Annotated in this window: 14 protein-coding genes and 1 tRNA gene; 7 read left to right on the forward strand and 8 right to left on the reverse strand. The window is 67.5% G+C overall.

Going from position 1 to position 12,652, the window contains the following annotated elements; genetic code table 11:
* Positions 1-142 precede the first annotated feature (142 nt).
* Positions 143-1,690, forward strand: coding sequence for a Re/Si-specific NAD(P)(+) transhydrogenase subunit alpha (locus tag AB8K43_RS02110; RefSeq protein ID WP_370891204.1), 1,548 nt, complete (start codon positions 143-145; stop codon positions 1,688-1,690).
* Positions 1,690-3,111 carry a Re/Si-specific NAD(P)(+) transhydrogenase subunit beta gene (pntB, locus tag AB8K43_RS02115; RefSeq protein ID WP_370891206.1) on the forward strand — a complete coding sequence of 474 codons (1,422 nt, stop codon included), beginning with the start codon at positions 1,690-1,692 and terminating at the stop codon, positions 3,109-3,111. Before AB8K43_RS02110 ends, pntB begins: the two co-directional genes overlap by 1 nt.
* A gap of 14 nt (positions 3,112-3,125) precedes the next feature.
* Here the strand turns inward: pntB and AB8K43_RS02120 are convergent, their stop codons facing one another.
* Positions 3,126-3,986, reverse strand: coding sequence for a PH domain-containing protein (locus AB8K43_RS02120; protein WP_370890860.1), 861 nt, complete (start codon positions 3,984-3,986; stop codon positions 3,126-3,128).
* Between the two features lie 4 nt (positions 3,987-3,990).
* Positions 3,991-4,164 carry a hypothetical protein gene (locus tag AB8K43_RS02125; protein ID WP_370890862.1) on the reverse strand — a complete coding sequence of 58 codons (174 nt, stop codon included), beginning with the start codon at positions 4,162-4,164 and terminating at the stop codon, positions 3,991-3,993.
* 147 nt (positions 4,165-4,311) lie between these two features.
* Between AB8K43_RS02125 and AB8K43_RS02130 the strand changes: the two genes are divergently transcribed.
* Positions 4,312-5,595 carry an MFS transporter gene (locus tag AB8K43_RS02130; RefSeq protein WP_370890864.1) on the forward strand — a complete coding sequence of 428 codons (1,284 nt, stop codon included), beginning with the start codon at positions 4,312-4,314 and terminating at the stop codon, positions 5,593-5,595.
* A 3-nt stretch (positions 5,596-5,598) separates the two neighbouring features.
* A complete protein-coding gene (locus AB8K43_RS02135) occupies positions 5,599-6,804 on the forward strand; it encodes a glycoside hydrolase family 27 protein (RefSeq protein ID WP_370890865.1) in 1,206 nt (401 codons plus the stop codon).
* Here the strand turns inward: AB8K43_RS02135 and upp are convergent.
* From upp to AB8K43_RS02150, 3 genes are read right to left on the reverse strand one after another with little or no spacing between them, the layout of a single operon-like run.
* Positions 6,789-7,427: a uracil phosphoribosyltransferase gene (upp, locus tag AB8K43_RS02140; RefSeq protein WP_370890867.1), complete on the reverse strand. Its 639-nt coding sequence runs from the start codon at positions 7,425-7,427 to the stop codon at positions 6,789-6,791. The genes AB8K43_RS02135 and upp overlap by 16 nt on opposite strands.
* 10 nt (positions 7,428-7,437) lie before the next feature.
* Complete coding sequence (locus AB8K43_RS02145) at positions 7,438-7,845, reverse strand: DUF2500 domain-containing protein (RefSeq protein ID WP_370890868.1); 408 nt, start codon at positions 7,843-7,845, stop codon at positions 7,438-7,440.
* Positions 7,846-7,891: 46 nt separating this feature from the next.
* A complete protein-coding gene (locus AB8K43_RS02150; RefSeq protein ID WP_370890870.1) occupies positions 7,892-8,119 on the reverse strand; it encodes a hypothetical protein in 228 nt (75 codons plus the stop codon).
* A 54-nt stretch (positions 8,120-8,173) separates the two neighbouring features.
* Between AB8K43_RS02150 and tadA the strand changes: the two genes are divergently transcribed.
* A complete protein-coding gene (gene tadA, locus AB8K43_RS02155; protein WP_370890872.1) occupies positions 8,174-8,665 on the forward strand; it encodes a tRNA adenosine(34) deaminase TadA in 492 nt (163 codons plus the stop codon).
* A 153-nt stretch (positions 8,666-8,818) separates the two neighbouring features.
* A tRNA-Ser gene (locus AB8K43_RS02160) sits at positions 8,819-8,908 on the forward strand.
* 65 nt (positions 8,909-8,973) lie between these two features.
* On the opposite strand, the gene AB8K43_RS02165 is transcribed toward AB8K43_RS02160, so the two are convergent.
* Positions 8,974-9,483, reverse strand: coding sequence for a LytR C-terminal domain-containing protein (locus tag AB8K43_RS02165; RefSeq protein ID WP_370890874.1), 510 nt, complete (start codon positions 9,481-9,483; stop codon positions 8,974-8,976).
* A gap of 22 nt (positions 9,484-9,505) precedes the next feature.
* Positions 9,506-9,802, reverse strand: a complete 297-nt coding sequence (locus AB8K43_RS02170) for a type II toxin-antitoxin system VapB family antitoxin (protein WP_370890876.1) — start codon at positions 9,800-9,802, stop codon at positions 9,506-9,508.
* A gap of 52 nt (positions 9,803-9,854) precedes the next feature.
* Here AB8K43_RS02170 and AB8K43_RS02175 point away from each other — a divergent pair, with 52 nt between their 5' ends.
* Positions 9,855-11,417, forward strand: coding sequence for a helicase HerA-like domain-containing protein (locus AB8K43_RS02175; protein WP_370890878.1), 1,563 nt, complete (start codon positions 9,855-9,857; stop codon positions 11,415-11,417).
* Between the two features lies 1 nt (position 11,418).
* Here the strand turns inward: AB8K43_RS02175 and AB8K43_RS02180 are convergent, their stop codons facing one another.
* A complete protein-coding gene (locus AB8K43_RS02180) occupies positions 11,419-12,648 on the reverse strand; it encodes an acetyl-CoA hydrolase/transferase family protein (protein WP_370890880.1) in 1,230 nt (409 codons plus the stop codon).
* Positions 12,649-12,652: the final 4 nt, after the last annotated feature.

Raw genomic sequence — 12,652 nt, forward strand, 5'->3', positions numbered from 1 at the left:
GTCTCGGCGCGAGCCGAGATGCATGCGGCGGTTGTTGCGGTCACCACAAAGTGCACCGCAGCACCCGCGGAAGGACATAGGTTCGGCAGTAAGGGAGGCGTCGACGTCGTCTCGCCTGCCCGTTAGTCAAGGAGCGATGCTGATGAGACTCGGTGTGCCGAGGGAGTCGCGCGCGGGAGAAACCCGAGCGGCCGCCACCCCGAAGACCGTAGAACAGCTGATCAAGCTGGGCTACGACGTGGTGATCGAGAAGGGGGCCGGTGCGGCCTCTTCGTACACCGACGCCGCCTACGAAGCGGCCGGTGCTCAGGTTGCCGACGGGGATGAGGTGTGGTCGAGCGACATCGTCGCGAAGGTCAACGCCCCCGACGACGCCGAGGTCGCGCGGCTAAGGGAGGGGATGGTCCTCGCGAGCCTGATGTCCCCGGCGCTCAACCCCGACCTCGTCCAGCGGCTGGCCGAGCGCGGCGTCACCGCCCTCGCGATGGATGCGGTTCCGCGCATCTCTCGCGCGCAGTCCCTTGACGTGCTCTCCTCGATGGCCAATATCGCTGGCTACCGCGCGGTCATCGAAGCCGCTAACGAGTTCGGCAGCCTCTTCACCGGGCAGGTCACCGCGGCGGGCAAGGTCCCGCCCGCGAAGGTCCTCGTCTGTGGCGCTGGAGTCGCCGGGCTCGCCGCGATCGGGACCGCGGGCAGTCTCGGCGCGATCGTGCGCGCCTTCGACGTGCGTCCCGAGGTCGCCGAGCAGGTCGAATCGATGGGCGCCGAGTTCCTCACGATCGACATGGAGCTCGAGAAGTCCTCCGACGGTTACGCGAAGGAGGCCGGCGAGGAATTCAACCGCAAGTCGGCCGAGCTCTACGCCGAGCAGGCCAAGGACGTCGACATCATCATCACGACGGCGTTGATCCCGGGCCGTCCGGCACCGCGCCTGATCACCGAGGAGATGGTCGCCTCGATGAAGCCCGGCTCGGTGCTGGTCGACATGGCGGCCGCCAGCGGTGGCAATGTCGCCGGCTCCGTCCCCGACGCCATGGTCGTCACCGATAACGGCGTGAAGATCATCGGCTACACCGACCTCCCCGGCCGCCTGCCGACTCAGGCCAGTCAGCTCTACGGCACCAACATCGTCAACCTGATGAAGCTGCTCACCCCCGGCAAGGACGGCGAGCTCGTCCTCGACCTCGACGATGTCGTGCAGCGCGGGATGACCGTGACGAAGGGGGGAGAGACGCTCTGGCCCCCACCGCCGGTCCAAGTGAGCGCCGCGCCGGCCGCGGCCGCGCCCGAACCGGTCGAGCCCAAGCCGGCGAAGAAGCCCATGTCGAAGGAGGCCAAGCTCGCCCTCTTCGCGATCGCGGCCCTGTCCTTCCTCGGCCTCTCGGCGGTCTCGCCCGAGCCCTTCCTTGGCCACTTCATGGTCTTCATGCTGAGCGTCGTCATCGGCTTCTACGTGATCGGCAACGTGCACCACGCCCTTCACACGCCGCTGATGTCGGTCACCAACGCGATCAGCGGCATCATCCTCGTCGGCGCGCTCCTCCAAGTCGGCCGACCTGACACGAACGTGTGGATCTCGGTCCTCGCGTTCATCGGCATCCTCGTGGCGAGCATCAACGTCTTCGGTGGATTTACCGTCACCGGCCGCATGCTCCAGATGTTCAAGCGAGAGGACGCCACCCGATGATGCCGCTCACCCTGGTCCAAGGCTCGTACATCGTCGCTGGCCTGTTCTTCATCCTCGCCCTCGCGGGCCTGTCCAAGCACGAAAGTGCCCCCGCGGGGAACCGCTACGGCATCATCGGCATGACGATTGCCCTGGTCGTGACGATCCTCGCCGCCACCGGTGGCGTCCGCTTCACCGGCGGTGAGACGAAGGGGTCGGGCCTGATCGGTCTGCTCCTGATCGCCGCCGCGATGGCGATCGGCGCCGTCATCGGCATCGCCAAGGCGCGCAAGGTCGAGATGACCGGCATGCCCGAGCTCATCGCGATGCTGCACTCCTTCGTTGGTCTGGCCGCGGTGCTCGTCGGGTGGAACTCCTCCTACGAGGCGGCCCCCTTCGCCAAGGTCCACGACGTCGAGGTCTTCGTCGGTGTCTTCATCGGTGCGGTCACCTTCACCGGCTCGATCGTCGCGTACTTGAAACTCTCGGCGAAGATCAAGAGCGCCTCGATGATGTTGCCCGGGCGGCACTTCATCAATCTCGGGATCATCGTCGCGTTCTTCGTGATGACGGCGGTCTACACCGCGATCCCGCACGAGCAGCTCTTCGCGCGGCAACTGCTGCTCGGCATCATGACGGCGCTCGCCCTCTTCCTCGGGTGGCACCTCGTCGCCTCGATCGGTGGCGGCGACATGCCGGTCGTCGTCTCGATGCTCAACAGCTACTCCGGGTGGGCCGCGGCCGCGGCAGGCTTCCTGCTCAACAACGACCTGCTGATCATCACCGGTGCGCTCGTCGGTTCGTCCGGTGCCTTCCTCAGCTACATCATGTGCAAGGCGATGAACCGCTCCTTCATCTCGGTGATCGCCGGCGGATTCGGTTCCGACGGCGGGGTCGTCGGGGAGGCCAAGGATTACGGCGAGCACCGCGAGATCGACGCGGCCGGCGTCGCCGAGATGCTGAAGGGGGCGTCATCGGTGATCATCACGCCGGGTTACGGCATGGCCGTCGCCCAGGCGCAGTACCCGGTCGCCGAGCTCACCAAGCGGCTGCGCGAGCGCGGGGTCAACGTGCGCTTCGGCATCCACCCGGTCGCCGGGCGTCTGCCCGGGCACATGAACGTGCTGCTCGCCGAGGCCAAGGTGCCCTACGACATCGTGCTCGAACTCGATGAGATCAATGACGACTTCGCCGACACCGACGTCGTCCTCGTGATCGGCGCCAACGACACCGTCAACCCGTCTGCCGCCGAAGACCCGTCGAGCCCCATCGCGGGCATGCCGGTGCTCGAGGTGTGGAACGCCCACGACGTGATCGTCTTCAAGCGCTCCATGGCGACCGGGTACGCGGGTGTGCAGAACCCGCTCTTCTTCCGGGACAACAGCCAGATGCTCTTCGGCGACGCCAAGGAGCGCGTCGACGACATCATCGCCGCCCTCTGACGGTCCCGGACGGACTAGTCGTCCGGGTGCCAGGTGGGGTCGTAGGGCGGGAGTTCGCCGGTCGGGTAGTCGTCGTCGCTGCGATAGATCGACTCCGAAGGGGGGAGCGGCGGTGGCGTCGTGCGCTGCTGCGGGACCTCGGGGCGGGTGCCGCGGAGGCTGCGGTGTGGGTTTAACACGTGGGGCGCCGGGCTCTGCCTCGACGGCCACCACCGATCATCATCGGGATCCACGCGCTCACCGTCGTGCCAGCGCTCGGGCTCTTCCCATTCGTCGTAGCGCTGCTCCGGGCGGCGCCACCGGGAGAGCCAGCGGCCTCGCCCTTCGCGCTCCTCGGGCTCCTCGTCGCCGTCCTCGTCGGGGTCGCCGCCGGCATTGAAGATGGTGCTCACGATCGCGCGGTAGTTCGCGTCCGGGTCGGGGATGAAGTTGATATCGGACAGGGCCTGGTCCTGGCCCGCGCTTTCGAGGACGAAGCGCCCGTAGCGAAAGATCCGGCCCGGGATCGTGCGGTGATAACTCATGTCCGTCACCTTCTTCAGCGGCATCATCGCGACCTTGCGGATGATGAAGCCGTAGAAGAGCATGATCCGCTTATCGGTGACGATGAGTCGCTCGCGGCGCCACTCCAAGACCTTGTAGAGGGCCCAGGCCGCCACCGCCATCCAGCCGTACCAGAGGACGCGCATGAGGCCGTCGCTATCCGATCCGGCCCGGGCATCGATCCACAGGATCGAGGCGGTCACTGCCGCCAGGATCGCCAGGGGTTTGGCCAGCACGATCCAGTGCATGCGGATCTCGGCGACGACCTCTTCGCGCGCAACGAGGTACTTGCCCGCTTCCCGGAGCGGATACCGGCGAGCAGGCCGGGCCATGGGTTTAGCCGCGAATCAGGGAGTCGAAGAAGCGGAAGATGTTCTGCACGCCGTTTTCGATGATGTCCCAGGCGCTCCCGACCATGTTGGCGGCGGAGTCCGGGTTGGTGAAGATGGCGTAGAGCAAGAAGATCACGAGCAGCCACAAGACGATCTTCTTGATCGGCGGGGTCGACATGGCGGCTGGCTCCCAGGGGTGGACGAAGATGCTGAGCGCCTGACGGCACCCAAAGGTCGTGCCTAGTGTCACAGATGTGACGCGTGGTACTGCCGCGACGCGCCGAACCGAGCGCGGTTGAGGGCGGGTGCCGGTACGATCCAGCGCATGGTTACTGGCGAGTCACCACCGCTGTCTGGGGCGCCCGCAACGGCCCCCGAGGTCTTCGGATATGACGACGGGCGTCCGCAGAAGTCCTCCGGGTGGATTGCGCGGTTTGGCCTGCTCTACCTCGGGCAAAACGTCGCCTGGGCGGCCCCATCGCAATTGCTCGTCGCGAGTCAGATCGCGATCTGGCACCCGGCCAGCAAGGAGGACCACCTCGCCTGGATCATGGCGGCCGGAGGCATCGTCTCGCTGATCGCGACGCCACTCGCGGGCTATATCTCCGACCGGACCCGCTCGCGGTTCGGGCGCCGCCGTCCCTGGATCCTCATCGGCGCGATCCTCGGTGCGATGGCCCTGGTCGCTATGGGGTTCGCGACCGGATACGCGATGCTCGTCGCGGCCTGGATGGTGTTCCAGTTCGGCATTGCCCTCTCGATCAACTCGGCCCAATCCGTCCCGCCAGATCAGGTCTCGAGGGGCCAGTACGGGACGGTCTCGGGCGTCATGGGCCTGACGTACACGCTCGCCATCGTCGTCGGCACGGTGATCGCGGCCCTCTTCGGGATCCAGGTCGCGTACCTCATGACCGCGGCGGTCCTCGTGGCGTTGGTCCTGCAGTACGTCCTTACGACCGACGACCCCCTTCCGCCACCGCGCGAGGCGGCCGCAGCGGAAGGCGATCTCCTCCCGTCGGGGTTCCCGAGCTGGCGGTCGGCGCGCGACTACTGGTGGGTCTTCATCACTCGTCTGCTCGTCACCCTCGGGAACACGATCGCGCTCTTCTACCTCTTCTACTTCCTGCGTGACCGGATCGGGATGACCGGCGACGGGGAGGCGGACACGGGCGTGCTGATCCTGACCGCGATCTACGCCGTCACCGTTGTCCCCTCGGCGCTGATCTCCGGACGGCTTTCCGATCGATGGCGCCGGCGTAAGCCCTTCGTCGCAGCCGCGTCCTACGGGGTGGCGCTGGCGACTGGGCTGATGGCGATCGTGACCCAGTTCACCGGGATCATGCTCGGCGCGGCGATCCTCGGGGTGGCCTGGGGCGTCTACACCGCGGTCGACCAGGCCCTGATCAACGAGGTCCTCCCGAGCGCCGATGACCGCGGGCGCGACATGGGGATCATGAATATCGCCGTCGCCGTGCCCAACACCTGCGCCCCGGTCGTCGCCGCGCTCGCCCTGAAACTCCTCGGCGGTTACCCCGGCCTCTACCTCCTCGCGGCTCTGCTCGCCATCGTCGGCGGGGTTCTGCTGCGCCAGGTCAAGGCCTTCGACTAGCCGATGACCCTCGCCGAGCAACTCACCCCGGCTCTCGGGTGGAACTCCTGGAATGCCTTCCGCTGCTACGACCTCACCGAAGAGGCCATCCTCGGCGTCGCCGATGCTCTCGTCTCGAGTGGCCTGCGGGCGGCGGGGTACCGATATGTCGTGGTCGACGATTGCTGGCAGGCCGAAGGGCGCGAGCAAGGACGCCTTCGTGCTCACCCGACGCGCTTCCCCTCCGGCATGCGTGCCCTTGGTGAAGAGTTGCGTCGAAGGGGGTTGCGCCTCGGTCTTTACCTCGCCCCAGGCCCTCGGACCTGCGCGGAGATCTACGACCGCTACGGGCAGCGCCGGGGGCTTGGCAGTTACGGTCGTCTTGCGCAGGACCTCGACGACCTCGCGGACTGGGGCGTCGACTACGTCAAGCTCGACTGGTGCCGGGCCGGATGCGGGACCGACCTGACGCAGCGCCGGACCTTCTTGCGCGCCTCGTCACTGGTCGAGGCCCTCCCACGGCCGATGATCCTCAGCATCAGCGAGTACGGGCGCAGCCGACCATGGACGTGGGCGCCCGGCCGGATTCACTCGTGGCGCACGACGCCGGACATCGCACCGCGATGGAGTTCGGTGCTGCGGGTGGCGCGACGCACGGCACCGCTCGCCCCCTTCGCGCGTCCTGGCTCGGTCAACGACCCGGACATGCTCGAGGTCGGCAATCGCCAACTGGTCGATGCCGCCGGGTGGGCGCATCAGGCGATGTGGGCGTTCCTCGCGGCGCCACTCATGATCGGCACCGACCTGCGCCGAGCCTCGGACTCAACGATCGACACGCTTGGTGATCCCCACTTGCTCGCGATCAATCAGGATCCGCTCGTACGAGCCGGCCGGATCGTCGCGCAACGGCCGGGCTTCGATGTGTGGCAGCGCCATCTCGAAGGGGGGATCGCCCACCTCATCGTGCGCACCCGGCGCTCGAGCGGGCGAATCGACCTGGCCGAAGTCGCGGCGCTCCCTGGCCGCGCCCGGCAGGTCCCGAAGGGGGAGTCCGCCAGTGCCCTCGCGGCCCTAGCCGATGAGCGCAGCGTCTTGGTGACCGGCGACGGGGCGGGGAGTTGGCAGCGGCGGATCTCCCTTCCGGGGCGAAGCGCACTGCTGGTGCTGCCGCCCCCTGCTGTCGAGCCTGACAGGGGAGCGCGAGCGGACCTGCGTCAGACGACGCCGTAGAGGCGGTCTCCGGCGTCCCCGAGACCCGGGACGATGTAGCCGTGTTCATTGAGCCGCTCGTCAATTGCGCCGGTTACGAGCGTGATGGGGACATCGAGGGAGCCGAGTTCGGCTTGGAGCGCGTCGATGCCCTCGGGGGCGGCAAGCAGGGTGACGGCGGTGATGTCATCGGCGCCGCGCTCGACGAGGTACTGGATCGACATCGCGAGGGTCCCGCCCGTCGCGAGCATCGGGTCGAGGACATAGCACTGCCGACCCGACAGATCGTCGGGGAGGCGGTTGGCGTAGGTGACGGCTTCGAGCGTCTCCTCGTTGCGCAGCATGCCGAGGAAGCCGACCTCGGCGGTCGGAAGCAAGCGGACCATGCCTTCGAGCATCCCGAGACCCGCACGCAGGATCGGTACGACGAGCGGCTTGGGGGTCGAGAGCTTCACCCCGCAGGTCTGCGAGACCGGGGTCATGATGTCGAATGGCTCGGTGCGCACCTCGCGGGTCGCTTCGTACGCGAGCAGCGTCACGAGCTCATCGGCGAGCCGCCGGAAGGTCGGGCTATCGGTCTCCCGCTTGCGGAGGTACGTCAACTTGTGGGCGATGAGCGGGTGATCGGCTACGTGCACGCGCATAGTGATGAACCTACAGGGTCGAGGTGGGAGCGCCGTCGCGGGCGAAGCCCTTGAAGCGGGTCCCCTGGTGGGTGAGTTGTCCGCGATCGCCATCGGCGAGCATCGCGTAGTCGTGCGCGCGAAGGGGGAGCTCAATCCGAGATCCGTCGGCCATCTCGAAGGTCGCGAAGTAGAAGGTGGAAGCGCTCCTCGACATGGTGCTCGCGCTGGTGGTGCTCGACGAGGACATCCCCTGCTCCGTGCGCTTGGTGACCACGGTCGCGGGGACGGTTTCGAGCGGCGAGGCATTGTTGCGCGTCCACTGGGTCAGGCCTCGGATGATGACGTAGGCGAAGACGCACGCAACGAGCAACCCGATCACCACGAAGGCTCCGATCATCACCGTGGTCCCGGTGTCGGAGGCGAGGTCATCGAGCATGGAGGACTCCTGTCATACGGGGCATTGAAGGGGGCCCGCTCGCAACCTACTCCGGCCGCTCAGGGAGAGCACGGCGAAGGGCCTCGCGCTCGCCCGGGTCGAGGGGGCGAGCTGGACCGAGGGAAGCCGCGCGCTCGTCCGAGATGGGGTGCTTCGGCACGTCGCGAAAGAGGATGCGGCGCAGGAGCAGGACGGTCACGACCCCGGCAGCGATGACGAGCACCAAGCCGGCAAGGACGATGGCGATCATGACGCCCGTGATGGCAGTCGACAAGGGACGGCCCCCTTCGCGTTCTCGTTAACGGCGCTTTCTTGGGAGACTACCGGGGTGAGCCTGCCCCCTTCGCCCCCGCGCGCGAGCCGTGCGCAGGAAGAGGCCTGGATGCGCGAGGCGATGACGCTGGCGGCGCAAGCGGCCCGCGATGGTGATGTCCCCGTCGGTGCCCTCATCATCGACCCTGCGGGCGCGATCATCGGGACGGGGCGCAATGTCCGAGAGCGCGACGGCGACCCCGCGGGTCACGCCGAAGTGGTCGCGCTTCGCGACGCGGCCGCGAAACGTGGCACCTGGCGGCTCACGGACTGCACCCTGGTGGTCACCCTCGAGCCATGCCCGATGTGCGCCGGTGCACTGATGCTCGCGCGAATCGCCCGGGTGGTGCTCGGGGCGTGGGACGACAAACTCGGCGCGTGCGGCTCGGTCTGGGATCTGGTGCGTGATCGTCGGGCCACGCATCGGGCCGAGGTGATCGGGGGAGTGCTCGAAGACGAGTGCGCCGAGCAGTTGCGGGCCTTCTTTGCCCAGCACCGTCTGTCCTGAAGCCGAGGGGCGCTCTCCCTTCCGCTGCCGCGGAAAATCACCCCGGGCGCGGATATAACCGCGCCCCCCAACCGTTCCCCGTCACCAGGGGCGCGGCGGGCGCTAGAACGGGCGTTTTGGGACCGACCCCATCCGGGTAGTACCCTGCTCGGCGGTGGCGTGTCCGAGCGGCCTAAGGAGCACGCCTCGAAAGCGTGTGAGGGTTTACGCCCTCCGTGGGTTCAAATCCCACCGCCACCGCCAGATGTGCGAAGCCCCTGGGGACATCACGTTCCCGGGGGCTTCGCGCTTCGGTCAGGACGCCGCGATCAGCAGGTTGGGGTGACGCGGTCTTCCGGTTCGAGCGCGCGGAACTTCGGTCCCAGCACGACATCGACGGTGGCGTACTTGCGCTGATCGGTGACCGTTTTGGCGCCAGCGAAGTGGGAGCCGACCAGCTTGGCTCCCTTCGCTCCCTTCGTCCCATACCGGATCTGCCCGACGCCGGTGACCTCGGTCTTCTTCGGGTCGTTGGCGACGGTCTTGATCGTGAAGCCGCGTTGCTTGAGCTCCTTGCTGACGCGACCGGCGAGTCCGTCGCGGCTCGTCGCGTTGTAGACGTTGACCTGGACGCTCTTCGGCTGCAGCGTGCAGGTGCGGGTGACCGACGGGGCGGGCGCTGCGGAGCTATTCGTCGAGTCGCGGTAGTACGAGTACGCGTACCAGAAGGCACCGGCGAGGAAGAGCATGACGATGACGAAGGTGACCAGGGCGCGGCGTCGTCGTCGCTCCTCGGGGGTGTGCTCCGGGCGGGGGATATCCTCGGTCGTCTCGCTCATGTCGTATCCGGTGGGTGGGCGATCAGTCCGGCAGTGTCAGGACGCGGGCGTGGATGGTCGGACGCTGTTGTAGAGCGGCGCGAAGGGCGCGGTGGAGGCCATCTTCGAGGTAGAACTCGCCTTGCCACTCGACCACGTGGGGGAAGAGATCGCCATAGAAGGTGGAGTCTTCGGCAAGGAGCCCGTGCAGGTCCAGGGTGCTCTTGGTCGTGGTCAACAACTCGAGGCGGACCATCCGCGGAGGGATCGCAGCCCAATCACGCATGGTCTGCCCGTGGTCCGGGTACGGGCGGGTATCGCGCACGGCCTTGAAGATCACGCAGGCCAGACTAGGTCGGCAGGGGGAGATCACCCCAGTACGCTCACGTAACGTGACCGACTCTTCACTCCTTGACACCATCCGCGACGGCTACGCCTTCACCGGCGGCGCGCTTGAGCTCGGGGCCGCCGTGGTCGATGGTGAGGCGCACCCCGACGCCCCCGTCCGGATCCCGCTCAGTGCGCTCAACAAACACGGACTCGTTGCCGGAGCGACCGGGACGGGCAAGACAAAAACCCTCCAGATGATGGCCGAGCAGCTCTCGGCGCAGGGCGTCCCGGTCTTCCTCGCCGACATCAAGGGCGACCTCTCCGGGATGGCGAGCCCTGGAGTCGCGAACGAGCGCATCACCGAGCGGGCCACCGCCGTCGGACAGGAGTGGGTCGGCGCGGGCTGCCCGACCGAGTTCCTCTCCCTCGGTGGCATGGGCCACGGCATTCCCGTCCGGGCGACGGTGACCGCCTTCGGCCCGACCCTGCTGAGCAAGGTCCTCGATCTCAACGCCACCCAGGAGTCCAGCCTGGGCCTGGTCTTCCACTACGCCGACAAGAACGGTCTCGCCCTGCTAGACCTGAAGGATCTGCGCGAGGTCATCACCTACCTCGTCTCCGATGCCGGGAAGGGGGAGCTGAAGGCCCTCGGCGGCTTGTCCTCGGCGACGGCCGGGGTCATCTTGCGCAATCTCATCGCCTTCGAGGACCAGGGCGCCGACGTCTTCTTCGGCGAACCCGAACTCGACACCGCCGATCTGCTGCGCATCGCCCCGGACGGCCGGGGCATGGTCACCTGCCTTGAGTTGCCGGCCGTGCAGGACCGCCCGAAGCTCTTCTCCACCTTCTTGATGTGGATGCTCGCCGACCTCTTCCAGGACCTGCCCGAAGTCGGTGACCTCGATAAGCCGAAGTTGGTCTTCTTCTTCGACGAGGCCCACCTGCTCTTTAACGGGGCGAGCAAGCCCTTCCAGGAGGCCATCGAACAGACCGTCCGGCTCATTCGCTCGAAGGGGGTCGGCGTGTTCTTCGTGACCCAGTCGCCGAAGGACGTGCCGGGCGATGTCCTCGCCCAACTCGGTAACCGGGTGCAGCACGCCCTGCGCGCCTTCACGCCCGACGACGCCAAGGCGCTGAAGGCGGCGGTGTCGACCTACCCGAAGACCGACTACGACCTCGCCGAGCTCCTCACCCAACTCGGCACGGGCGAGGCAGTGGTGACCGTCCTCTCCGAGCGTGGTGCCCCGACCCCGGTGGCATGGACGATGATGCGTGCGCCGCAGTCCTTGATGGCGCCGAGCGAGCAGTCCGTGATCGATGGGGTGATCGCCGCGTCGCCGTTGGCGCCGAAGTATCAGGCCGCCATCGACCGGGAGTCCGCCTACGAGATCTTGAAGGCCCGCTTGGCACCTGCCCCGGCCCCCGCGCCCGAGGCGGAGAAGCCGGCTGCTCCGGCTCCCGCTCCCAAGCAGGCGCCGGCTCCGAAGCCGGCGAAGGAGGAGCCCGGCATCGTCGAGCAAGTGGTGCAATCGAGCGCCTTTAAGTCGGCGCTGCGCTCGGCCGGGACGGTTCTCGGTCGCGAGATCACCCGCTCGATCTTCGGGACCGCGCGCCGCCGCCGATGACCTAGGCCTTGCCCATCGCGGCAGCTTCCTCCCAGAGCTCATCGCGCACCTGAGGGTGGGCCGCCTGCTCGATCATGTTGCGGGCCTGCGTCTTTTCGTCGTTGCCCCACATCCACGCGAGCCCTTGTTCGGTCACCACCGCGGTGTGTTGGAAGGAGGTCACCGGCTCATCGATCAAGGGGACGATCGTCGACACGTCCGCCTTCGGGTGCCACGAGCGCAGAGCCATGAAGGCCTGTCCGCCCTGGGAGTGGCTCGCTCCGACGGTGAAGTCCGTCTGGCCACCGAAGCCGGAGTAGATCCGGTTGTTCATCCGTGAGGCATTGGCCTGGTCGTAGAGGTCGACCTGCAAGGCGGTGTTGATCGACGTCATCCGCGGCTGCTTGGCGATCTTGGACGGGGCATTGGTGACCTCGGTGCGCGTCATCCGCACCCGCGGGTTGTCATCGACCCAGTCGTAGAGCTCCTGGCTGCCGAAGATGAACGAGGTCACCATCTGCACGCCGCGGTCGGTCGCGCTCGCCCGCTCGAGCGCGAGGACTCCGTCGCTGAACATCTCGGTCCAGATCCGCAGATTGTGCCGATCGGTGAGTCCCGCGATCGTCGCATCGGGGACCTCGCCGATCCCGGCCTGGAGGGTCGCGCCGTTACGGATCTCGGAGGCGACGCGCGCACCGATCAGCTGGGCGTCATCGCCCGGGGGTGGCGCGCTGTGCGTCGTCATCGGGGCGTCGACCTCGACACCGTAGTCGACCTCATCGAGCATCAACTCGGAGTCGCCGAAGGTCCACGGCATCCGGGGGTTCAGTTGGGCGATGACCGGCGCACCGACCTGGCGGGCAGCCTCAATCGCGCCCGGGAGGATGTTGCATTCGAGGCCCATGGAGACCTTCCCGTGGCGCGGGACCGTGGTGTGGATGAGGACCGCGTCGGGGCGCAGGAAACCGTGGAAGAGGCGCGGCACCATCGAGAGTCGGCACGGGACGTAGGACAGGCGCGGGTGCTTGCGGTAAGCGGGGCCAACGAAGGTGGTCTCGGGAGTCACCCCGTCGTGGAGTGAGACCGACGGCTGGGCGTTGAGGGCATGCAACCGGACCGAAGGGAGTTCGGCGAGGACGGCCTCGGCCAACTCCACCGGCGCGGCGAAATTGCCGCTCATGACGATCCGCGGCTCGACGGCCCCGCGGTCACGGACGATACGGGCGACTTCTTCGAGCGAGACGATCTTCATGAGC

It is taken from the genome of Janibacter sp. GXQ6167 (assembly GCF_041365945.1).
Taxonomy (GTDB): Bacteria; Actinomycetota; Actinomycetes; order Actinomycetales; family Dermatophilaceae; genus JBGFSK01.